The organism is Mucilaginibacter mallensis (genome assembly GCF_900105165.1).
In the GTDB taxonomy this organism is placed as follows: domain Bacteria; phylum Bacteroidota; class Bacteroidia; order Sphingobacteriales; family Sphingobacteriaceae; genus Mucilaginibacter; species Mucilaginibacter mallensis.
The window spans coordinates 5,251,569-5,272,811 of sequence record NZ_LT629740.1 but is presented as its reverse complement, the minus strand read 5'-3'; the positions used below and the strand labels follow the sequence as shown (position 1 = coordinate 5,272,811).

The window sequence follows — 21,243 nt, the reverse complement described above, 5'->3', positions numbered from 1 at the left end:
CCATGGTATTCAAACAAAAAAAGCTGTCATCGTTAAAATGACAGCTTTTTAAGGTTTAGAGCAGGTGTCTTTATGATTTAAAAAACGCCAGGAGATCCTTATTTATAGTTGCCGCTTCTGTTGCAGGCATACCATGTGGGAAACCCGGATAAGAGATCAGTTTACCATGTTTTAACAGCTTCACAGCCTTTGCACCTGAGATTGGGAATGGAACGATCTGGTCGTCTTCGCCATGTAAAACAAGTACCGGGATATCTACACTCTTCAGGTCCTCAGTAAAATCTGTTTCCGAAAAAGCCTTGATACCCTCAACGTGCGCCTTTACGCCGCCCATCATGCCCTGGCGCCACCAGTTGTCCCTTATTCCTTGCGATATTTTAGCGCCTTCACGGTTATAACCATAAAATGGAATGGTAAAATCCTCAAAGTATTGTGCCCTGTTAAATGCAGTACCTTCGCGGATCTCATCAAATACCGACATCGGTACACCATCGGGGTTAGTTTCTGATTGTACCATGATCGGCGTAACAGCGCTAATCAGTACAACTTTGGCTACACGGGCTTTACCTGGGCCTGCAGCATAATGGATAGCTTCGCCGCCACCCGTTGAATGGCCAACGTGGATGGCATCTTTCAGGTCAAGCGCCTCAGTAACCGCGGCAACATCAGCTGCATAGGTATCCATATCGTGCCCACCGGATGCCTGGGTTGATCTTCCGTGTCCGCGACGGTCATGGGCGATAACCCGATACCCATGCTGTAGGAAAAACATCATCTGAGCATCCCAGTCATCGCCTGATAAAGGCCAGCCATGATGAAAAAAAATCGGTTGCCCGGTTCCCCAGTCCTTGTAATAAATTTCGGTTCCGTCTTTTACTGTAATTTTACTCATTGTTATTGATTGTTTGTGATAAATGAAATTTAGGAGAAGCAGTTCTGTTTGAATGGGAGTAATTGTTTTTTAATGATTTCCTCTTAAGCCATACAATGCTTTTGGACAGGTTACGCTGATAGGGGACAGGTTAAAGCCAAAATAGAATTACAATATAAAAATAGAGAATAAAAACTGGTTTATACATTAGCCATTCAGGAATCACTCAACATATGTTGAACACGCTAAATCTTACATATAATAGGCTGGGGATAGATGGCTAAAGTATGTAGTCAGAGACTACATGCATTTTATCCGAAGTTATAAACTTCGGACAGCGTGTACTTCCTGCCGCTCAAACTACCAGTCTCATTTTTTTGACTACAAGAACAGTAGATTCGGCTACATCTGTTTATTAATTGTTATGGACATTTGTTATATCAAAATAAAAGCAAAATGAAGATCATAATAACAGGTTCATTAGGGCACATCAGCAAGCCACTTACCCAGGAATTAGTACAAAAGGGGCATAACGTTACGGTTATCAGCAGCAAAGCCGAAAAGCAAGAGGAAATTGAGGCATTGGGTGCCACAGCAGCCATTGGTTCGGTAGAGGATGTGGATTTCCTTACTGCAACTTTTACCGGTGCGGATGCCGTGTATACTATGGTGCCGCCAACCAATTTCTTTAACCCCGATTTTGATCTGGCGGCGCATTGCAACATCATCGGCAATAACTTTGCACAAGCTATCAGTAAGTCGGGCGTAAAACGTGTGGTTCATCTGAGCAGCATTGGCGCCCATATGGAAAAAGACTCAGGGTTGATACTTGCTCATCGTGGTGTGGAAGTTATCCTGAATAAACTACCTGACGATGTTGCCATTACCTTTATGCGCCCCGTTGGTTTCTATTACAATTTGCTGGGCTTTATACCTGCGATAAAAAACCAGGGCATTATTGCAGCAAATTATGGCGCAGATGAACTGCTGGTATGGGTTTCGCCAACAGATATTGCTGCCGCGATAGTTGAAGAGTTTGAAACATCCCTTACCGGCCGAAAAGTGCGCTATGTAGCCAGCGATGAACTTACCGGCCACGAAACTGCAAGAATTTTAGGCGAGGCAATCGGCATCCCCGATCTGAAATGGATACTTGTTAGCGATGAGGAAAGGCTGCGTATTTTAGAATCTTTTGGACTTAATCCCCAAATTGCTGCCGGTTTGGTGCAGATGTTTGCAAGCCAGCATAATGGCTCATTAATGGAAGATTATTATCGCCATAAACCAGTTTTAGGCAAAGTGAAAACAACAGATTTTGCCAAAGAATTTGCTGCTGTTTATAACCAAAAATAAGTAAATTGTGATATGCAACCGCGCCGAATTAAAACGATAAGTGAATATCACAAGGTAATGGGCCTCCCAAAGCCGGAGCACCCACTGATCAGTGTGATAAATTTTGAATCGATAAAAAGTTTGCCTTATGCTGGGGCAGCGAACATGGTATTTGATTTTTATTCTATCTCGCTTAAAAGAAATTTCAGCGGTAAGTTTAAATATGGTCAGCAGGAATACGACTTTGATGAGGGCATCATGTTTTTTATATCACCCGGACAAGTTTTTGGGGTGGAGAGTGCAAAACAAGGAGAATTAAAACATACGGGGTGGATGCTGCTTATCCATCCCGATTTTTTATGGAATACGCCTTTGGCTAAGATCATGAAACAGCACGAGTATTTCAATTACTCGGTAAATGAGGCTTTGTTCCTTTCAGAAAAGGAAGAAACGACTATTATTAACATGATGCACAGTATGGAGCAGGAATACCGCTCAAACATTGATAAGTTCAGTCAGAACATTATCATCGCCCAGCTTGAATTATTGCTCACCTATGCTGAAAGATTTTATCAGCGCCAGTTCATCACCCGAAAAATAGCTAACCATAAAATGCTTGATCGTTTGGAAGAGGTGCTTACCGCATATTTTAACACCGATGCTTTAGCAAAACAAGGGTTACCTACCGTAGTACATATTGCCGAAACATTAAATGTATCGCCCAGTTATTTAAGCGGATTGCTTAAAACCTTAACGGGTCAAAGTACCCAGCAGCACATACATGATAAGCTGATGGAAAAGGCAAAAGAAAAATTATCAACCACAGGCCTGTCCATAAGTGAAATTGCATACGAATTAGGGTTTGAACACCCACAATCCTTCAGTAAGCTATTCAAAACAAAAACCAACCTTTCACCTTTGGAATTCAGGCAATCGTTTAATTGATGATAACGATACCGTTGCCTTTTTAAACTCCTTTATAACTTATTCAAACCCGCTTTTGCCCGTTTCGGAACCTAACTGTATTTAACAGCCAATACATTAAGTACCTTTACACTCATGCAAGAAAATTTACCCGTAAAGCGTTTAAATCGCCTTAGCTGGTTACTGTCGGTTATTATTGGTTTGATCTTCTATCTTGTTTCTTACAATAGTGGTTCGGATAAGCATATCTATGCGCATACGTTTTTTACGATGCTGGGTATTGTGCTTGTTGGCTATGCTGATGTTGGGTTTATGATCATTTTGAGCAAGCGGTTTTCGCCCAAGTCAAGGAAGTTTACTACAGGCCGGTACTTGTTAACATACCCGGTAAGTGTATTGATCTATTTGTTATTATGGCCAGTTTTTGCCTTGTTTACAAACGAAAACTGGTCCTTTTCAAGCATTGGTTTATTCCTGGCATTTGTTGGGTCGGGTACTATTATCAATATCATGATTATTATCATGCATAATTCAGTATTATTATATGAACATAAATTGCACAGCGAATTAGAGTTATCCCGGTTAAAAGCGGCGAATGCAGAGGCTATGAACCTGGTTTTAAAACAGCAGATCCAACCCCACTTTCTGTTTAACGCGCTGAATACACTTAAAGCATTGTATCACAAGGATGCAGCTGTGGCTGATAATTATATCGTTCATATGGCCAATTTCCTGAGGGCTTCTATATCGCACCATTCATCAAATATATCAACCCTCGAAGATGAGGTTAAACTGTTATATGATTATCTCGAAATGCAACGCATCCGGTTTGGTACAGCACTGGTGTGTACCATAACCCTGCCTGAAGAAACATTGAAGGAAAATTTCCTGCCCTCGTTTTCATTACAACCTTTATTGGAAAATGCTATAAAGCATAATAATTTCACACAGCAGGAACCGCTGCAGGTGCTTATCAGTCAAACGGAAGACCGCCTGGTTATCAGTAATAATCTGCAAAAAAAGAAAATGAAGGATGCCTCCACTAATTATGGGTTGGCAAACCTCGCGGAAAGATATCGCCTCTGGTCGGGGGATGAAGTTATTATTAAAGAAGATTTGAACACATTTTCGGTAAGCATTAAATTATTAAAAAATGAACATAGTAATCATTGAGGATGAAGGCTTAGTTGCGGATGATCTGGAATTGAATATCAGGAAACTGATAGATGGCCCGCTGGACATAGTACAGATCAGATCGGTAAAAGAGGGGATTGCTTATTTCAATACAAACAAAAATACCGATCTTATCTTTAGTGATATACAGCTTGGTGACGGGCTTAGTTTTGAAATATTTGTTGCCGAACCTGTTACTGCCCCAGTTATTTTTTGTACTGCTTATGACGAATATGCGCTCGAGGCATTCAAAACTAACGGGATAGATTATATCCTGAAACCCTTTACCCTGCAAACGCTGGATAATGCGTTGCAAAAATACAAAAAGCTAAAAAAAATATTCTCGACGGATCAGCTGCCGCAGTTTGATGCCTTGATGCAGCTGCTTGCCGGCAGGGAAACACAAAAGGCGGCTTCAGTGCTGGTGTATCACCTGGATAAGATCATTCCTATAAATCTGGATGATATAGCCATGTTTTACCTGGCTAATGAGGTTACGCATTTGCTTACATTTTCCGGCAAAACGTTCTACCCAAATAAAACCCTGGACGAGCTGGAAAAGTTGTGCGGAAATTCCTTTTTCAGAGCAAACCGCCAGTTCCTGGTTTGCCGCAAAGCCATCATTGATGTATCCAGCTTCTTCTCACGAAAACTTTCCCTTAACCTTAACATACCTTTTAGTGATAAGGTGATCATAAGTAAAGGCAAGGCTGCCCAATTTCTCAGCTGGCTGGCAAAAGCCTGATAGTCTTGTGTTTATTACTACAGGATGCAGTTTTCGTAAAACACTACCTTACTGTTTTTTTTCAACCCACTTTTTTCCGCTTCGGCTTTTAGTTTGCCCGCTTCGGTCAGTTTTTCATTCTCTATTTCCTTTTAAGCAAGCACCTTTGACTTAAATACGAAATAAATGTGGCCACAGGCTGCATACAAAATGTCACACTAAAAAGAAAAATTATGAAAAAACTGATGTTAATTTGTTTAGTCCTGTTGTCGTCAAAAGGCTTTAGCCAAAGCTTCACACAAAATATTTTTAGCCGCCTTGAATTCGGTATTAAAGCAGGTGCCAACGCTACTAATTTCACCAATGCTAATTTCCCTACCGATCCGTTAATCGGTTTTCATGCAGGTGCTACCGTAGCTTTTAAAATCACCAACAATTTTCTGTTCCAGGAAGAGTTCCTGTTTTCAACCCAGGGCGCTAAAATAAAAGGAGGTTCGCTCGGCGATCAGGACCTTAAACTTTATTACATGGCGGTACCATTGCTATTTAAATATCGTACAAACTCCGGGTTTTATATAGAAGCAGGAGCTCAAGCAGGTATTAAAATTAAGGAAGATGTTGCAGGAATAAATACCGACAACTTTGCTAAAAAGGTTGACCTGGGCGCTGCAGGAGGTATCGGTTATCAATCAAAAATGGGCCTTGGCCTTGGCCTAAGATATATCTACGGCATATCAAAGGTGGCTGATGTTAATGTTTCAAACATCACAAACGACTTTAAGAACAATGCTGTACAGGCCAGTGTATTTTACGTTTTTTAATAATCCTCCTAAGCGATAATTTCAACTAAACACTTATCCCGGTTTCTTTTGACCGGGATTTTTTGGTAAAAAACAAATTTTATGATGATCGAGGTCTTTAAAACTAATGTAGAGAGTGCAATACAGGCAAAATATTTGCAGGTGTTGATGCAACAGCATTTCTTCTTCACTGAAGTAAACTTTGATCTTGAAGATTGCGACAGGGTATTAAGGGTAAAAGGCGAAAAGGTTTGCACCTTAAACGTTATCCTGCTAATGGCAGCCAACGGATATGAATGCAATGTGTTGGAATGACATTACTGTGATGTAATAGAGCCCATGTGAGCCGTTCAACAAAATAAGTTGAGCCGTTTAACAAAGCTGTAGCCTAATGCATGGTTTATCTTTGTTTTTATCAAAGATCTACACATGACGACAAAAGTTTGGTTTATAACTGGCAGTTCACGCGGGTTAGGCCGCAGCCTTACGGAGGCGGTTTTAGCCAGTGGCGATAAAGTTGCCGCCACAGCCCGTAATCCGGAGACTTTAAACTGTCTGCTTGCGCAATACCCGGAACAGCTCTTTCCCATCAAATTGGATGTTACTAATTACGATGATATATACCAATCCGTAGCCGATACAGTGGCGCATTTTGGCAGGATAGATGTGCTGGTAAACAATGCGGGGTTTGGTGTTATTGGCGCGGCTGAAGCTTTTACTGATGAACAGGTGCGCAGTCAGCTGCAAACTAATTTATATGCGCCTATTGAAATTACACGGGCGGTATTACCCTATATGCGGATGCAGCGTTCGGGTCGTATATTACAGATCAGTTCGGTAGGCGGGCGTATAGGTAACGCGGGCTTAACGATGTACCAGGCAGCTAAATTTGGCTTAGGCGGCTTTAGCGAGGCGCTTGCGAAGGAAGTAGCGCCACTGGGCATATTCGTTACCTGTGTTGAGCCGGGTGGCTTTAGTACCGATTGGGCAGGTGCATCCATGACCTATGCCCGAAAGATAGAAGGTTATGAAAGTACCGTCGACAAAAGGACGGTATATTTCACAAGCGGTAATTTTGTGCCAATGGGCGATCCGGACAAAGCCGCTAAAGTAATGGTTGACCTGGCTGTACACCCCAATCCGCCTGTGCATTTGGTTTTGGGCAGCGAAGCCATCGGTTTACTAAAACAGGCTGATGCCGCGCGCACTGCTGAAATGGAAAAATGGATGCCGGTAAGTTTATCAACCGATCATGATGAGACAGAGAGTTTCCTTGATTCAGATTTAGGTAAAGTTTTGCTGAAACACAAATAACATTAAAGCTTATTTATAAATTTAACGATGATACAAGGAGGAGCTAAGGAACTGCAGCTGATCTTGTTTGCCTGCTACCCGTATACCAGCAGGGAAGGAGAGAACTTTATACCGGAACATTCGTGCAACTATATTATATCGGGCAATGCGGATATAACTATTGCCGGTAAGACCTATCATTGCAAACCAGGTGAATTCAGGTTCTTTCGCAGGAACCAGCTATCAAAATATGTAAAATACCCCCAAGCCGGCGGTGAGTACAGATCTATCTCTATTCGGATGGACCAGGAAATTTTGCACAGCGTAAGCGCCGAACATAACCTGCACGTAGCAGGCCCTTATACCGGCGAAGACTGCGTGCTTTTACAACCGAATGCCCTGTTAAAGAATTATATGGAGTCGTTAACGCCATACCTTAACGATAGCAACCTCAGCAATGATGCGCTGACCACTTTAAAAATTAAAGAGGCCATCATGATATTGCTGCAAACCCACCCGGAGCTAAAAAACATCCTCTTTGATTTTACCGAACCCGGCAAAATTGACCTGGAAGCTTATATGAATGAAAACTATAAGTTTAATGTGGATATCAGTCGTTTTGCTTACCTCACGGGCCGTAGCCTGGCAACCTTTAAACGCGATTTTGAGCGGATCTATCACACCCCGCCCAACCGCTGGCTACAGCAAAAGCGATTGAATGATGCTTACTATCTTATTAAAGAAAAAGGCCAGCGTGTAACAGATGTTTATATGGATGTAGGTTTTAAGGACCTGTCGCATTTCTCATTTGCGTTTAAAAAGGCTTATGGGATAACGCCATCGAAACTGGCTTTGTAAAAGGCAGGATAAGGAGAATTGTCATGCTGAGGAACGAAGCATCTATTATACGAGCAGCCGGACGAACGCGGATAGGTTCTTCGCTATCGCTCAGAATGACAATGGTTAAAAAAAGCGATAAGGCTTAAGCCACTGCCACTGCTGCTCACCTGCCGACTACTATTGCACTAGTAATAAACGAGCGCAATTAGGATAAGATTTAGGTTAATTCTCAGACTTGATCTCTAAGTTTTCTAATTTTTCCATGAACAATGCACGGGCGGGGGCATCCAATGAAATTTCTCTGCTCAATAACCAGAAACTGTTTCCGTAATTGCCACTAATAGATGAGACAATCTTCCAGTCGTTTTGCGCCAACCACAAGAGTGTTTCATTACCATACTTAAAATGATATTTTTTTTTAGGGTCAACAAGCACTTTGGTCTTGATACTATCGGGTAGAATCTGGTCTAAAATATTGGATAGCTTCTTATTACTAGTAGCATAATCCTGTGTGTTGTAATTTACATTTCCATTAAAATCGACCGAGCAAAAAATGGTTATCTTCTGTTTTTGTGCAAATGCAGAAACAGTAAGGAAGGACAGGGTGAGAATAAATATGATTTTTTTCATTTCCTTTTATAAAATAGAGAATTCAGGTACTGCAATCAGGACAAGTAATTTACAATTATAAAGATATAGTTTTCTAAACGCTAACACCAGAGAGCATCCACAGAAAAAGTGATGCTTTCTAAACAAAAATAGCGATGGGTTTCAAACCCATCGCTATTTTTTATGCGGATATATGATCACTTACATATTATGCAAAGCATTGCCTGTGAAATACAATATAATAATTACTATCCCTGCAAAAATGCGGTACCAGCCAAAAACCTTAAAGCCTTTTTGCTCTAAAAAGGTAATAAAGGTACGGATAGCCATTAACGCTACTATGAATGCTATTACACTGCCGATCAGCAGGTATTTCATGTCCTGGTGCATTACGTCGGCTGATAGTGTGCTGTGTTTGTGGAAATCCCAAAGATCCTTTACCGTAGCACCAAACATAGTTGGCACCGCTAAAAAGAACGAGAACTCAGCAGCAGCGGTACGGCTCAGCTTTTGCGACATACCACCCACAATTGATGCGGCTGAACGCGATACACCCGGTACCATCGCTAAACACTGAAAGCATCCAATCTTGAACGCGGTTAGGTAACTAATATTCTTTTCCTCGGTAACGGTAGGCTTGTTAAACCACTCATCAACAAAAAGCAAAATAACACCGCCTACTACAAAGGCCACAGCTACTACAAGCGGGCTCTCCAACAGCGCGTCGATATATTTTTTAAGCAATACACCCAGTATTACAGCGGGTATAACGCCTACAACCAATTTATAGTAAAAGTCGAGTGATTTAAAAAAACGTTTAAAGTATAGTACCACTACAGCCAGTATGGCACCCAGTTGTATTACTATCTCAAACAGCTTAACAAATTCGTCCTTGCTGATGCCCATTAACGAGCTGGCAATAACCATGTGGCCGGTTGAAGATACCGGTAAAAATTCTGTTAGCCCCTCAATAATTGCCAGGACTATAACATGTATTATATTCATGCTTTTGCTGCTGGTTTTTTAAATATGGCCACAAAACCTAGAGCAAAGCCTCCCAATACAACAATTGGTGCTATAATTATTTTGGTACTGCTGTAAATATCAGTAGTGCCCGACATTAGTACAAAGCCAAACGCAACCACTACCGCGCTTATGATTAGTAAGCGGTAATTGCCTTTGTCAAAAATAAACTGAACGGGTGAATCAGATTTAGCAACTGATGATTTAGTGGCTGTTTTAACCGGTGTAACCGGTTTTGTGATTTTTTGTGCCATGTATGTAATTATTGGATTATCGAATGATTGTTTTTATTGAATTTCTGATCTTTCAGCTTTCGCCTTTTAGCTTTTACCTGTAAAGGTCATATATTTTTAAGCGTAAAAACTTATTTACCGCTAAAAAGGTACTAAAGCCAGCGATGAACAGCCCCATGCCTATAACTATTGCAAACACTATCCCAAACTCGGTATAGTTGCGCAAAATTATAAGGTCGGGTATTTGCTGGTAGGCCAGGTATAAAGTGCCTATCAGTATTATAATAGCTATTAGGCCGCCTAAAAGGCCATGCCAAATGCCATACAGCAAAAATGGTTTGCGTATAAACCCTTTAGTAGCGCCAACCAATTGCATTGATTTTATTAAAAACCTTTGTGAGTAAATAGCCAGCCTGATAGTATTGTTGATCAGTGCTACCGATACCACTACAAATATGCCTGTAAAGGCCAGTATAACCAGTGTAATAGAGGTTAAGTTCTGGTTCATTTGCTCCACCAGCGACTTTTCATACTTAACTTCCTTAACTATCGGGTTGTTTTTAAGTAGCTCTGTTTTAAATTTCTCTATATCGGCATCATTGGTGTAATCAGCTTTTAAGTACACATCTATTGATTGCGGCAGTGGATTATACCCCAGGAAATTAACAAAATCCTTACCCAGGTCCTTTTGCAGGTTTTGAGCAGCCAGTTCCTTACTTACATACAGGGTTTGCTTAACCATTGGGTTTGCTTCCAATTGTTTTTGTAATTGCAAAACGTCTGTTTCATGTGTGGCATCATCCAAAAAAACATTCAGTACAATGTTTTCCTTAACGTAGCGGGTAAGGTTGTTCACATTAACCAGTATAAGGCCGAGCAAACCTACCATCAGTAATACCATAGCGATACCAAATACGGTTGAAATGTATATCGTTTTGGTTTTTTTTGCCGAGTCGCTTGCTTCAAATTCTTCCATAGATACCTTTTTGGTTTTTGCGAAATTAAGAAACCCAGCTTAAAGGTAAAAGTTTATCTGTTATTATTATTTACCAATACGAAAATGATTGCTGTTTTAACAAAAATTAACGCTATTGGTTAGCCGGCCGTTCAAAAACAAATGCAATTACCTCAAGTGTAGTCCCTTTTAGTGTGTAGGATGAAACCAATGTCCAACCAAGCTGGGTAATGTAGTTGAGCGCGCTAATCCGTGTGTCGAATTTCATGGTTTTGCCGTTGTTGTCCTTTATCTCTGATCCATTCCTCCCTCTTGAACCATCATCAAGATTAATATCAAATTTTGACCCATCGTGCTCAACTTGAGCTATACAGTAAGTAACCTTTTGTTTGTGTGTAGTGGTATCAGTTTGAGCGAAGCAAAAAAATGGAGCGGCGAAAAGTACCAGGAACAATAACTTTTTCATGATTTAAGATTTGTGTGATCAATAAACATAAATATAATACGAGGAAGATATTAATGTTTGGCTGTCATGATATTATTACAGAAGGGTTTGTAATAGGAACAAAAATAAACTTCACCTGTTAACATTAAATAAACACATCACCATATGACAAAGCCAGCAAATTCACCTGATAAGCCATCGCCATCAGATACATCAACCCATAGGCCAAATGATAATGGCCACAAAGGCATAGTGCATAAAACCGATAAAGAATACGGTGCCAACCAGCCGCATGGCGGCGATATTGCCAAAAAACATGAGAAAGAGGAGCAGCCTGTTAATCCGGGTACAAAACCACCTGCTGAAAAAGGTATGTATAAAGGGAAGGTGCAGCCATAAGTTTAGTCTTAAGTCCTTAGTCGGGAGTCTTAAGTCGTTTCAATAATTACTAGGATGACTAAAGACTTAGCACTTCAGACTGAGGACTAACGCGATATCCCTGCTGAATTAAACTGCAGGTCGTATAGTTTACGGTAATAGCCGAGTTCAATTTTGAGCAACTCCTGGTGGGTGCCGATTTCTTTTATCTCGCCATGGTCGAGCACAATTATCCTGTCGGCATTTTGTATGGTTGATAGGCGGTGGGCAATCACAATACCCGTACGGCCCTGCATTAGTTTGTTAATGGCGTTTTGTATCAGCACCTCGGTCTCCGTATCAACCGATGAGGTTGCCTCATCCAGCACCAGGATAGCCGGATCATAAACCAAAGCCCTGATAAACGAAATGAGCTGTGCCTGACCTGCGGATAGGGTAGAGCCGCGTTCCATTACGTTATAGTCGTACCCCCCGGGCAGGCGTTCAATAAATTCGTGCGCGCCAACATCCTTAGCGGCGGCAATGATTTGCTCACGGGTTATAGCTTCATTGTTAAGGCTGATGTTATTGGCAATGGTATCGGTAAACAAAAAAACGTCCTGTATAACTGTGGCTATCTGTGCGCGCAGGTAGTTAACGTCATAGTCATGTATATCAACACCATCAACCTTAACGCTGCCTTTGCTTATCTCATAAAAGCGGTTCAGGATATTTATGGTTGATGATTTGCCCGCGCCAGTTGCGCCAACAAGTGCCAGTGTTTCGCCCGGTTTTACGTGGAAGTTGATATCCTTCAGCACCCAGTTTTCATCATTATAGGCAAACCAAACGTGGCTGAAGTCAATATCGCCATTTATTTTGGCTGGCCTTAATGTGCCTGTATTTACGGCAACCTCATTGGTGTCTAAAACTTTAAATATCCTGTCGGCACCTACCATGCCCATTTGCAGGGTGTTGAATTTATCGGCCAACTGCCTTATCGGCCTGAAAAGTAAGTTTAAGTAAACTATAAACTCCAATATGGTGCCGGGTGATATTACCTTTCCATGAGCCGATAAATGCGCCAGTTGCTGATCGGTTAAGATTCTTTTACAGCCATACCAAACAAGTAAGCCGATGCACATGGCAAACAACACTTCAACCACCGGGAAAAATATAGAATAATACCAGTTGGAGCGGATATTAGCATCGCGGTATTTTTTGTTTACCGATACAAATTTGCGCATCTCCTGGTCCTCACGGGCAAAGTATTGTATTACGCTGATGCCGGAGATATGCTCTGCTAAAAAAGTATTGAGGTGAGCCACCTGCGTACGCACTTCCTGGAAAGATGACTTAATTGCCTCCTTAAAAACATAGGTTGATGCAAAAAGGAATGGCATTGGGATCAGTGTGATGAGCGCCAGCTTCCAGTCGATATAGGTCATGTAGCCAATCACGGCAAATACCAGCAGCATATCGCCCATGATGGAGATCAGTCCTTCCGAAAAAATATCGGCAATGGTTTCCAGATCAGATACGGTACGGGTTATGAGCACACCAATAGGGGTGCGGTCGAAATATTTCAGGCGAAGATTGGTGATGTGGTTAAAAATATCGATCCGCAAATCGCGGATCACAGATTCGCCCAGCCAGTTGGTGATATAGGTTTGATAGTATTGCGCTATAGTTTGTATAACCAGTTGTGCCAGCATCAATTCAACCATAAAAACCAGGCCGCTGTAGTTATCCTTTAGAATATAATCATCGAGCGTTTTTTGTATCAGGATGGGTTGAACAATAGCAATAGCTGCTAAAAAAACAGTGAGGAATACTGCGATGACAAATGTTTTGTTGTACGGTTTAACGTAGTGCATTACGCGCCCTAACAGTTTCCAATCGAGTGCCTTGCCGGTAACTGCAGTGGAGGGAGTTTTTACTTCTTTGGCTGATTGCGGGCTTTTTGGATCGCTATTTTGTTTATCGGTGCTCACTAATTTCAAAGGTAGCTATAATTATAAGATCATAAATTCCAATTTGAAGATTTGATATTTATATGGCTTAAGGGATATAAGGATATTTTATTTCTGTTAAATATAAACCGCATGCCGGCACCGATACGCCGGCATTGCTGCGATTTTTACTTTCGATAATTGTTCGTACCGCTTCGGGTTCAATAATATGATTACCAACCTGCAATAAGGTACCCACTATGGCGCGTACCATATTCCGTAAAAACCTGTCGGCAGAAATATGGAAAACTATGCCATTATCTGTTTTTACCCATTCGGCCTTAGTTATTTTACAATTGTTGGTTTTTACTTGTGTGTTTGATTTGCTGAAACAGCTAAAGTCGGTATACTCTTTTATGATTGCAGCAGCCTGGTTCATCAGTACGATATCCGGTTCATCGCGTAGTAACCATGAATGGCCATTTTTAAAAGGATCTTTATTAAAATGAATATGGTATTCGTAGGAGCGGAGCGTAGCATCAAACCGGGCATGTGCATCTGCGGCAACAGGAAAGATGCGTTTTATGGCGATATCCTGCGGTAAGATGGAATTAAGCCCTCTGATTAAGTTTTTGTGCTCTATGCTCCATGCTCCATCAGCTATCAGCTTCTCCGCATCGAAATGGGCAAAAAACTCTTTAGCATGTACACCTGCATCAGTTCGCCCGCAACCCAATGTTTCAATAGGCTCCCGTAGTATGGTGGATAATGCTTTATTCAACACCTCCTGTACGCTTACAGCATTTTGCTGTATTTGCCAGCCATGGTAGTTGGTGCCATCATAAGCAAGTTCAATAAAAAAGCGTTGTAGAGCACTCACAGGGCAAAGTTAACAATCCCCGGCAAATGCAAAATTTAATAAATACAAGTGGTTGATTAACCGATAGTTAAATGTTATTAAAAATTTGGATATTTAAATTGTACAATATACATTAGCAAAACGTTATTGTAAAAAATAATGTGATGCAGACCCTAATCTGTGACCCCTATTAATAAACCATTTAGATTAAACGTATTAATAAGTAGTGTTTGATGAAAAACTATGCTGCAAATTTGTTAGTAATAAATCATGTATTTCATAACAGAAACTACACGCAACGGCTTAAAGCGTATTTCAAAAAGTTTATTCAAAAGCTGCAAATAGGGCTATTGGTAGTAACGTTTTTGTATATACCGGTTTATTGCGCGTTATGGTTATTCGGAGCCATCAGCATCATTAGTAAATTTAGCGTCTATTGTATACTTTCCTATCTTTTGCTTATCGTATTTTTTGTATTAATGAATCGGGAAAGGCCTGTTTCCGGGCAAAATATTGATCACTGACAGTCTGAAATATTTTTAGTTCTCTTTCCTTATTTCCAACAACTTAATTTTAATCATATTTCTATCTTTGTTACATAGATTTTTAAAAATATGCTGCAAAGAATACAAAGTGTTTACCTGCTATTAGCCAGTTTGGCTATATTGGCTCTTTTTCTTTTCCCGCTGGCACATAATGTTTATGTTGATAACAAGCCGATAAATATTATGGTTATGGGTGTTTACCAGGATGTAAACGGACAGCAACAATTAACAGATCATTTTGTGGCGCTTACAGCAGTTACCGCAATTGTGGGTATCATACCATTGATCATCATATTTCTTTATAAAAACCGTAAACAACAGATAGCCTTATGCTACAGTTCTGTGCTGGTAATTATTGGCTATAGCTTTTGGATAGCGCAAGCTGCAAAAGCTGCAACGGGTGGCGGTGTAACCCTTGATTTTAAGAATTTTGGTATAGGCTTATTCCTTTGTCCCTTAGCTATTTTACTACATATTTTTGCTGTAAAAGGTATTCAGCGGGATGAGAAACTGGTAAAATCGGCCGATAGGTTGAGGTAATATCTTCCTTTCCAAGCGTCATTGCGAGGTACGAAGCAATCCCCGTCTATGCAGATCTCTATGTGCGAGTAGACTTGTCGCTTGAAGCCGCTCATTGCCACGGAGGCTACTACTTTTGTCTTGATACAAAAGGTAGCAAAAAATCAAGTCATTAGAAATGCTTCTTGGCCGCACAAGGCCATACCCTGCAAATCAGGCAAAACCTGGGCTGCTATATTTTTACCCGGCTGTTGCTACGCACCTGGCCTTTGCGCTTCTGTAAAAACCTGCTATGCCCTGCCACTACACAAGGCCACCATCGTTTTGCCTGATTTCACCCGAAGCTGTTCTACTGACGGAACTTCACTAAACGGCATAGCCCTCATGAATGCCTTTAAAGAACAAATAATATTATGAATAATCCTCTCCAAAGGAGAGGACTTTAAATGATCCGAGATCAAAAGCGTGCAAAGGCCCGACAAAAAGCGCGGGCCTGGGTGTTTTGCCCGTGGGCGGAAGGATCTTTTTGTCTTGATTTTTTGTTTCTTTTGTATCAAGACAAAAGAAATAGGGCTCCGCGCCCATGAGCGGCTTCAAGCGATAAGTAATCCGCTTGCATAACTACATAATGTTGCCGCGTTATCGTTCGCGATGACAAGAGTGATTTAATTACGCCGATTGCGCCAGCGGCTCCGGTTCAGCAATGGTTGGATTTACCGTTTCATCATCCTTCTCCACCCTTAAATTATTAACGATATGCTGCTGACGAACAGGAGTGTTTTTACCCATAAAATACTCCAGCAAGGCTTTGATATTGGCATCCTTTAATATAACCGGGTCGAGGCGAATATCTTTACCTATGAACAAGCCAAATTCTTCCGGCGAGATCTCTCCCAAACCTTTAAATCGTGTGATCTCGGGTTTTACGCCCAGTTTTGCTATCGCATTGCGCCTTTCTTCGTCGCTGTAACAATAAATGGTTTCCTTTTTATTTCGTACACGGAATAATGGTGTTTGCAGGATGAAGACGTGCCCGGCCTTCACCAGATCGGGGAAGAACTGCAGGAAGAACGTCATCAGCAGCAGGCGGATGTGCATGCCGTCAACATCGGCATCGGTAGCTATTACTATATTGTTATAACGCAATGCATCCAGGCCATCCTCAATATTCAGCGCATGCTGCAGCAGGTTAAACTCTTCATTTTCATAAACCACTTTTTTGGTTAGCCCATAGCAGTTAAGGGGTTTACCCTTTAAGCTGAAAACAGCCTGGGTCATCACATCGCGCGATTTGGTGATCGATCCGCTGGCCGAGTCACCTTCGGTAATAAACAGGGTAGTATCCTGCTTGCGCTCATGGTTATCATCAAAATGCAGCTTGCAATCGCGTAGCTTACGGTTATGCAGCGATGCTTTTTTTGCACGCTCATTGGCCAGTTTTTTAATGCCGGCAATATCCTTACGCTCTCGCTCTGATTGTAAGATCCTTGCTTTTAGCGCATCAGCTACAGATGGGTTTTTATGCAGATAATTATCCAGCTCACGTTTCACAAAATCACCAATAAAGGCGCGTACTGATGGTCCCTCAGGGCCTATGCTTTGCGAACCCAGCTTGGTTTTGGTTTGCGACTCGAACACCGGCTCCTGCACCTTAATGGCAATTGCGGCAACTATTGATGCGCGGATATCTGCTGCATCATAATCCTTATCATAAAACTCACGGATGGTTTTTACCACTGCTTCACGAAACGCGGCCTGGTGGGTACCGCCTTGTGTTGTGTTTTGTCCGTTAACAAAGGAGTAGTATTCCTCACCGTATTGCTGCCCGTGGGTCATGGCTATTTCAATGTCATCACCCTTTAGGTGGATGATGGGATAGCGCAGGTTTTCGGCGTTGGTGTTTTTAGTGAGCAGGTCATAAAGGCCGCGCTCCGAAAAATATTTTTTCCCGTTAAAGTTGATGGTAAGGCCGGAGTTAAGGAACACGTAGTTCCATATCATGCTATCAACAAACTCAGGTATAAAGCGATAGTGCCTGAAGATGGTATCATCAGGTGTGAAATTTATAGCGGTGCCGTTGCGTTGCGAAGTTTCCTTTTCAGCTTCGTCACGTACCAGTTCGCCTTTGGCAAATTCGGCTATTTTGGTACGCCCGTCGCGATAGGATTGTACGATAAAAATATTTGAAAGCGCGTTAACCGCCTTAGTACCCACACCATTTAAGCCTACCGATTTTTGGAAGGCCTTGCTATCATATTTACCACCGGTATTTATTTTTGATACGCAATCAATCACCTTACCCAATGGTATACCACGACCGTAATCGCGCACAGATACCTTATGATCGCTCATATTGATCTCTATCGACCGGCCCGAACCCATCACAAACTCATCAATAGAGTTGTCGACAATCTCCTTTAATAAAACATATACGCCATCGTCATACGCCGAACCATCGCCCAGTTTGCCAATATACATGCCGGGACGTAAGCGGATATGTTCCTTCCAGTCGAGCGAACGGATACTATCATCATCGTAATTTACTTCTGCCATATGGATTTTATTTTGGGGGTATTTAACGGTTTACTCGCTGCATCGTAGCGCTTTAAATCAACTTCTTTTATTGGAAAAAGAAGTATCGATCTTTAACTCTCTTGCTGTTTTGGCAGAAAGAGAGTTTTTAATTTTAGCGCGATGGGGTGAGTTAATGCCCTATACCGCAAAAATAAAGTTTAGTGCTTAATCTGCTAATGAAATAATGCTAACTTATTAACATTAATCGGTTGCCGGGGGAATAAATTTAAGGCAACTGCCGGCCCGGTTCACATCTTTATAAAAATCGGGGTCCTTTTCATTGGTGAAATAAACAGCCACCAGTGTGCCGGTATGGTTTTGCTGCAACGCTATAATTAATGCGTACTTATAGTGTTTGGTTACCCGCATATTGAGCAGGTTTACCAAATATGATTTACCCGCATCTGCATTATACCGGGCCAGGATATCAGGCGGCATATTGCGCACAAGGTAGCTGGTATCGCCCGACAGGGATATAGCAATAGCCTGGCTTATCTCCTTGTACATGGAATCAGGATTAGCCAGTTCTCTTTCCTTATTATATTGAGAATGCTCGTAGCTGTTCCAGTTTTGCCTTTGTGATTTAACCTGCAACCACATTTCAAAATCCTTGCCTGGAATCTCCATGGCAAAATCGAACGAGAAGTATTCATTATTAACCGGGCTTATTTCTTTACAGCCCGAGGGGAGTTTAAAAGTAAGGTTAGCGTCCCTTAACAGCTGGTAAAAATCTTTATGCTGACTGTTTATGCCATGTCGCTTTGTTTGGGCAAATACAGGCAATGCAGCACTTATAAGCAATGCTGTTATTATTATCTGCCTAAGTTGCTTTACAATAGTTTTCATTTTCTTAGGAAAAAACAAAAGCGTGACATCCGAAATTACCTGAATTTTTAATAGAAATTATAATATAAATTAAAAATAAATAATAATATTTAATACTAAGTATAAAAGAATGCCTTGAAAGGGTATTATCTTAATACTTCTGATATACATTATAAAGCACATTCAGATCCAGCTGTGTTAAAGTTGGGCTTTCATCTGTTTGTATAAAATGGCGTTTAAAGGCAACAATTGCCGCGTTAAGGTTTGAGGTGTCATACCCAATAAGTTTTAAAGCTGTTGTAGCATCAAAGTTATCGGGTGCCAGCTCCAGCACATCGTCGCTCCAGTAGCCAAAACCATGCTGGGCTAAAGTTTTCCATGGGAATAATGGCCCCGGATCGGGCTTGCGCGCAGGGGCAATATCCTGGTGGCCAATAAAGTTTGATGCCGGTATATTATAAGCCTTTTTAAGCTGTGCCAGCAAAGCCAGCAAGCTATTGATCTGTGCCGGTTTAAAGGGTTCGCTGCCATTATTATCCAGCTCGATGCCTATGGAGCAACTGTTCATATCGCTGATGCTGCCCCATTTGCTGAAACCCGCATGCCATGCCCGCAGATAATCGTTCAGCATGTGGTATACCTTGCCATCGCGGCCAATCACATAATGCGCGCTTACCTGTGTTTTTACCACGGTAAAGGTTTTTAGCGTTTGTGCGGCCGAATCCTGCGCGGTAAAATGGATGATTACATAATTAGGTTTGCGCAGGTTGAAGTTTACGGTGCCCACCCAGTCGGATGGTATAGTTGTGCCGCTGCTATCGGTAAGTAAAACAGGCTGCTGCCGCTCAATAACGCTTACTACCGAGTCTGTTTCGTGGGTATATTCCTTATTGGTTATAGCATAGGGGCCCTTTGGCGAGCAGGAAGCTATAAGTAGGACAAGAGCTAAAAAGAAAAGGATGAAAGGTCTTTTCATGAGTAAATGAGTTAGCGCTAAATTACGCAATTGCAGTAACAACAATTAAACGATTAGAAGTGTTTATTTTGTGCAGATGGCATTGTGCCACGAAACACAGAAAACAGGCGGCACACGTGGCACATTATGGCACACTTATAACATATAATGTATTGCATAATAATTTGTTGTATTTAAAAAAAAATAAATGAGCTGGACTTGCCCTATATGCGAACGGGAGTTATTAAAGGTTAACCAGATCCATTACTGTATTAAAGTAGGCCTGGATACCTTATTTGCGGGTCGGTCGCCCGAGTTGATATTGGTGTTTGATAAAATATTAGCCGAGGTTGCCGGTTGGGACGATGTGCTGATAAGCACCAGTAAAAACTGCATAGTGTTTGTACATAAGCAAACCTTTTTTGTGATCCGCCCGATGCAAAAACAGCTTGACCTGAAATTTTACTCCAAAACCCGGCTGGAAGGGCCGATGATATTTAAAAGCGCGCAAAACGCCAGGCGATTTGAAAACAATGTAAGGATATCGGCGCTAACAGAGTTGAATATGCAGCTTTTCGGCCTGATAAGAGATTCTTATATTTTATTGTAAGCCAATGCCATAAATATTATTCATTGTTATATTTGAGTAAACCCCGAAGCTTATGTACACCGCAAAGCACCTCAGTCCCATGATCCCGTCGTACAATATAAAGGAGACGATCGATTTCTTTATCAGCACATTAAGCTTCACCGCCTATATGAATGAGCCCGGCTATGCCATATTGCTGAAGGATAGCCACATGGTCCACATCCTGAATGCAGGCGCCGATATAGGCGAAATGGAATTTTATCTGGAGATAGATAATATTGATAATTTGTGGGATGAAATAAAAGACAAGCTAACAGGTATTAAAGTTCGCGAACCTTTCGACAGGGAATATGGCATGCGGGAGATGCATATTATAGTACCGCAAACCAAAACGCTGCTGTTTGTAGGAAGCCCAAGCCCCAAGCTCCCAGCCCCCTGAAGGGGGAGTTTTTGATGTGCTTAATTGCCAATTCTGTTTTTGTCATATTGAGCGATAGCTGAATATCTTCTGAGCAGTGCTTTAGCGCTTGTATGTATTTGTAATAAAGCATTACATTAGTACATGAAAAAGCTTATTCCAATAATCATTATTGCTGCAGTAACCAATTTAATAGTTAAACTAATATTTGATTATAGCAATAATTCTCCGACAGAGGAAACGCCTCATTGGGATCATATTATGGATGTAATATGGATATTGGGAATGTTGGCAGGTATAACCATAGCGATCATAAACCGTAAGTATTTATTAAAAAAAGCGATCACGATTATAGCAACACTTGCAGCTTTACTTTTTTGTACCCCGTTTCCTTTTATTTTGATTGTTGTTTTAACCAACTGATCTAA

24 protein-coding genes are annotated in these 21,243 nt (G+C 41.4%); 13 read left to right on the top strand and 11 right to left on the bottom strand.

Annotated features, from left to right (window positions below):
- Positions 1-70: 70 nt before the first annotated feature.
- Complete coding sequence (locus tag BLU33_RS21590; protein WP_091378173.1) at positions 71-892, bottom strand: alpha/beta fold hydrolase; 822 nt, start codon at positions 890-892, stop codon at positions 71-73.
- Between the two features lie 435 nt (positions 893-1,327).
- Between BLU33_RS21590 and BLU33_RS21585 the strand changes: the two genes are divergently transcribed.
- The 8 genes from BLU33_RS21585 (at position 1,328) to BLU33_RS21550 (ending at position 7,975) form a co-directional block, all read left to right on the top strand.
- Entirely contained in the window at positions 1,328-2,224 is an 897-nt protein-coding gene (locus tag BLU33_RS21585) for an SDR family oxidoreductase (RefSeq protein ID WP_091378170.1), read from the top strand.
- Between the two features lie 12 nt (positions 2,225-2,236).
- Positions 2,237-3,148 carry an AraC family transcriptional regulator gene (locus BLU33_RS21580; RefSeq protein WP_091378168.1) on the top strand — a complete coding sequence of 304 codons (912 nt, stop codon included), beginning with the start codon at positions 2,237-2,239 and terminating at the stop codon, positions 3,146-3,148.
- A 114-nt stretch (positions 3,149-3,262) separates the two neighbouring features.
- Complete coding sequence (locus BLU33_RS21575) at positions 3,263-4,300, top strand: sensor histidine kinase (protein ID WP_091378166.1); 1,038 nt, start codon at positions 3,263-3,265, stop codon at positions 4,298-4,300.
- The gene (locus BLU33_RS21570; RefSeq protein ID WP_091378163.1) at positions 4,281-5,045 is read left to right on the top strand and encodes a LytR/AlgR family response regulator transcription factor; all 765 of its coding nucleotides are present in this window, start codon (positions 4,281-4,283) and stop codon (positions 5,043-5,045) included. The genes BLU33_RS21575 and BLU33_RS21570 overlap by 20 nt, the downstream gene beginning before the upstream one ends.
- Positions 5,046-5,257: 212 nt before the next feature.
- The gene (locus tag BLU33_RS21565; RefSeq protein WP_091380887.1) at positions 5,258-5,845 is read left to right on the top strand and encodes a porin family protein; all 588 of its coding nucleotides are present in this window, start codon (positions 5,258-5,260) and stop codon (positions 5,843-5,845) included.
- A gap of 81 nt (positions 5,846-5,926) precedes the next feature.
- Complete coding sequence (locus tag BLU33_RS21560) at positions 5,927-6,139, top strand: hypothetical protein (RefSeq protein ID WP_091378161.1); 213 nt, start codon at positions 5,927-5,929, stop codon at positions 6,137-6,139.
- A 114-nt stretch (positions 6,140-6,253) separates the two neighbouring features.
- Positions 6,254-7,138, top strand: coding sequence for an oxidoreductase (locus BLU33_RS21555; protein WP_091378147.1), 885 nt, complete (start codon positions 6,254-6,256; stop codon positions 7,136-7,138).
- 27 nt (positions 7,139-7,165) lie between these two features.
- Complete coding sequence (locus tag BLU33_RS21550; protein ID WP_091378144.1) at positions 7,166-7,975, top strand: AraC family transcriptional regulator; 810 nt, start codon at positions 7,166-7,168, stop codon at positions 7,973-7,975.
- Between the two features lie 204 nt (positions 7,976-8,179).
- Here BLU33_RS21550 and BLU33_RS21545 read toward each other — a convergent pair whose 3' ends face one another.
- The 5 genes from BLU33_RS21545 to BLU33_RS21525 form a co-directional block, all read right to left on the bottom strand.
- Entirely contained in the window at positions 8,180-8,587 is a 408-nt protein-coding gene (locus tag BLU33_RS21545; RefSeq protein WP_091378141.1) for a hypothetical protein, read from the bottom strand.
- Positions 8,588-8,767: 180 nt separating this feature from the next.
- Positions 8,768-9,571 (bottom strand): undecaprenyl-diphosphate phosphatase, encoded by an 804-nt coding sequence (locus BLU33_RS21540; protein ID WP_091378137.1) that lies wholly within the window; start codon positions 9,569-9,571, stop codon positions 8,768-8,770.
- On the bottom strand, positions 9,568-9,843 hold the full coding sequence (locus tag BLU33_RS21535) for a DUF3098 domain-containing protein (RefSeq protein WP_091378135.1): 276 nt from the start codon (positions 9,841-9,843) through the stop codon (positions 9,568-9,570). Before BLU33_RS21535 ends, BLU33_RS21540 begins: the two co-directional genes overlap by 4 nt.
- Before the next feature lie 73 nt (positions 9,844-9,916).
- Positions 9,917-10,798, bottom strand: coding sequence for a cell division protein FtsX (locus BLU33_RS21530; protein WP_091378132.1), 882 nt, complete (start codon positions 10,796-10,798; stop codon positions 9,917-9,919).
- A 112-nt stretch (positions 10,799-10,910) separates the two neighbouring features.
- Positions 10,911-11,243, bottom strand: coding sequence for a hypothetical protein (locus BLU33_RS21525; protein ID WP_091378129.1), 333 nt, complete (start codon positions 11,241-11,243; stop codon positions 10,911-10,913).
- A gap of 144 nt (positions 11,244-11,387) precedes the next feature.
- Between BLU33_RS21525 and BLU33_RS21520 the strand changes: the two genes are divergently transcribed.
- A complete protein-coding gene (locus tag BLU33_RS21520; RefSeq protein ID WP_091378126.1) occupies positions 11,388-11,621 on the top strand; it encodes a hypothetical protein in 234 nt (77 codons plus the stop codon).
- Between the two features lie 86 nt (positions 11,622-11,707).
- Here BLU33_RS21520 and BLU33_RS21515 read toward each other — a convergent pair whose 3' ends face one another.
- Both BLU33_RS21515 and truA read right to left on the bottom strand, forming a co-directional pair.
- Complete coding sequence (locus tag BLU33_RS21515) at positions 11,708-13,456, bottom strand: ABC transporter ATP-binding protein (RefSeq protein WP_091380884.1); 1,749 nt, start codon at positions 13,454-13,456, stop codon at positions 11,708-11,710.
- A gap of 184 nt (positions 13,457-13,640) precedes the next feature.
- Positions 13,641-14,411: a tRNA pseudouridine(38-40) synthase TruA gene (gene truA / locus BLU33_RS21510; RefSeq protein WP_091378122.1), complete on the bottom strand. Its 771-nt coding sequence runs from the start codon at positions 14,409-14,411 to the stop codon at positions 13,641-13,643.
- A gap of 593 nt (positions 14,412-15,004) precedes the next feature.
- Here truA and BLU33_RS21505 point away from each other — a divergent pair.
- Complete coding sequence (locus BLU33_RS21505) at positions 15,005-15,475, top strand: DUF4293 domain-containing protein (protein ID WP_091378119.1); 471 nt, start codon at positions 15,005-15,007, stop codon at positions 15,473-15,475.
- A 648-nt stretch (positions 15,476-16,123) separates the two neighbouring features.
- Here the strand turns inward: BLU33_RS21505 and BLU33_RS21495 are convergent.
- From BLU33_RS21495 to BLU33_RS21485, 3 genes are all read right to left on the bottom strand, one after another.
- Positions 16,124-18,007: a DNA topoisomerase IV subunit B gene (locus BLU33_RS21495; RefSeq protein ID WP_091378113.1), complete on the bottom strand. Its 1,884-nt coding sequence runs from the start codon at positions 18,005-18,007 to the stop codon at positions 16,124-16,126.
- 222 nt (positions 18,008-18,229) lie between these two features.
- Positions 18,230-18,874, bottom strand: coding sequence for a hypothetical protein (locus BLU33_RS21490; protein WP_091378110.1), 645 nt, complete (start codon positions 18,872-18,874; stop codon positions 18,230-18,232).
- Between the two features lie 130 nt (positions 18,875-19,004).
- The gene (locus BLU33_RS21485; RefSeq protein WP_091378107.1) at positions 19,005-19,829 is read right to left on the bottom strand and encodes an N-acetylmuramoyl-L-alanine amidase; all 825 of its coding nucleotides are present in this window, start codon (positions 19,827-19,829) and stop codon (positions 19,005-19,007) included.
- Positions 19,830-20,016: 187 nt separating this feature from the next.
- Here BLU33_RS21485 and BLU33_RS21480 point away from each other — a divergent pair, with 187 nt between their 5' ends.
- From BLU33_RS21480 to BLU33_RS21470, 3 genes are all read left to right on the top strand, one after another.
- Positions 20,017-20,418, top strand: coding sequence for a DUF5655 domain-containing protein (locus BLU33_RS21480; protein WP_091378104.1), 402 nt, complete (start codon positions 20,017-20,019; stop codon positions 20,416-20,418).
- Between the two features lie 52 nt (positions 20,419-20,470).
- Positions 20,471-20,836, top strand: coding sequence for a VOC family protein (locus tag BLU33_RS21475; protein ID WP_091378101.1), 366 nt, complete (start codon positions 20,471-20,473; stop codon positions 20,834-20,836).
- Between the two features lie 123 nt (positions 20,837-20,959).
- Positions 20,960-21,238: a hypothetical protein gene (locus tag BLU33_RS21470; protein ID WP_091378098.1), complete on the top strand. Its 279-nt coding sequence runs from the start codon at positions 20,960-20,962 to the stop codon at positions 21,236-21,238.
- Positions 21,239-21,243 lie beyond the last annotated feature (5 nt).

Coding starts and splice junctions, on each gene's coding strand:
- BLU33_RS21475 (WP_091378101.1), top strand. CDS start 20,471: ATGTACACCGCAAAGCACCTCAGTCCCATGATCCCGTCGTACAATATA.
- BLU33_RS21535 (WP_091378135.1), bottom strand. CDS start 9,843: ATGGCACAAAAAATCACAAAACCGGTTACACCGGTTAAAACAGCCACT.
- BLU33_RS21525 (WP_091378129.1), bottom strand. CDS start 11,243: ATGAAAAAGTTATTGTTCCTGGTACTTTTCGCCGCTCCATTTTTTTGC.
- BLU33_RS21575 (WP_091378166.1), top strand. CDS start 3,263: ATGCAAGAAAATTTACCCGTAAAGCGTTTAAATCGCCTTAGCTGGTTA.
- BLU33_RS21590 (WP_091378173.1), bottom strand. CDS start 892: ATGAGTAAAATTACAGTAAAAGACGGAACCGAAATTTATTACAAGGAC.
- BLU33_RS21580 (WP_091378168.1), top strand. CDS start 2,237: ATGCAACCGCGCCGAATTAAAACGATAAGTGAATATCACAAGGTAATG.
- BLU33_RS21515 (WP_091380884.1), bottom strand. CDS start 13,456: ATGCACTACGTTAAACCGTACAACAAAACATTTGTCATCGCAGTATTC.
- BLU33_RS21530 (WP_091378132.1), bottom strand. CDS start 10,798: ATGGAAGAATTTGAAGCAAGCGACTCGGCAAAAAAAACCAAAACGATA.
- BLU33_RS21560 (WP_091378161.1), top strand. CDS start 5,927: ATGATGATCGAGGTCTTTAAAACTAATGTAGAGAGTGCAATACAGGCA.
- BLU33_RS21495 (WP_091378113.1), bottom strand. CDS start 18,007: ATGGCAGAAGTAAATTACGATGATGATAGTATCCGTTCGCTCGACTGG.
- BLU33_RS21565 (WP_091380887.1), top strand. CDS start 5,258: ATGAAAAAACTGATGTTAATTTGTTTAGTCCTGTTGTCGTCAAAAGGC.
- BLU33_RS21520 (WP_091378126.1), top strand. CDS start 11,388: ATGACAAAGCCAGCAAATTCACCTGATAAGCCATCGCCATCAGATACA.
- BLU33_RS21480 (WP_091378104.1), top strand. CDS start 20,017: ATGAGCTGGACTTGCCCTATATGCGAACGGGAGTTATTAAAGGTTAAC.
- BLU33_RS21485 (WP_091378107.1), bottom strand. CDS start 19,829: ATGAAAAGACCTTTCATCCTTTTCTTTTTAGCTCTTGTCCTACTTATA.
- BLU33_RS21505 (WP_091378119.1), top strand. CDS start 15,005: ATGCTGCAAAGAATACAAAGTGTTTACCTGCTATTAGCCAGTTTGGCT.
- BLU33_RS21545 (WP_091378141.1), bottom strand. CDS start 8,587: ATGAAAAAAATCATATTTATTCTCACCCTGTCCTTCCTTACTGTTTCT.
- BLU33_RS21550 (WP_091378144.1), top strand. CDS start 7,166: ATGATACAAGGAGGAGCTAAGGAACTGCAGCTGATCTTGTTTGCCTGC.
- BLU33_RS21540 (WP_091378137.1), bottom strand. CDS start 9,571: ATGAATATAATACATGTTATAGTCCTGGCAATTATTGAGGGGCTAACA.
- BLU33_RS21470 (WP_091378098.1), top strand. CDS start 20,960: ATGAAAAAGCTTATTCCAATAATCATTATTGCTGCAGTAACCAATTTA.
- BLU33_RS21570 (WP_091378163.1), top strand. CDS start 4,281: ATGAACATAGTAATCATTGAGGATGAAGGCTTAGTTGCGGATGATCTG.
- BLU33_RS21585 (WP_091378170.1), top strand. CDS start 1,328: ATGAAGATCATAATAACAGGTTCATTAGGGCACATCAGCAAGCCACTT.
- BLU33_RS21555 (WP_091378147.1), top strand. CDS start 6,254: ATGACGACAAAAGTTTGGTTTATAACTGGCAGTTCACGCGGGTTAGGC.
- BLU33_RS21490 (WP_091378110.1), bottom strand. CDS start 18,874: ATGAAAACTATTGTAAAGCAACTTAGGCAGATAATAATAACAGCATTG.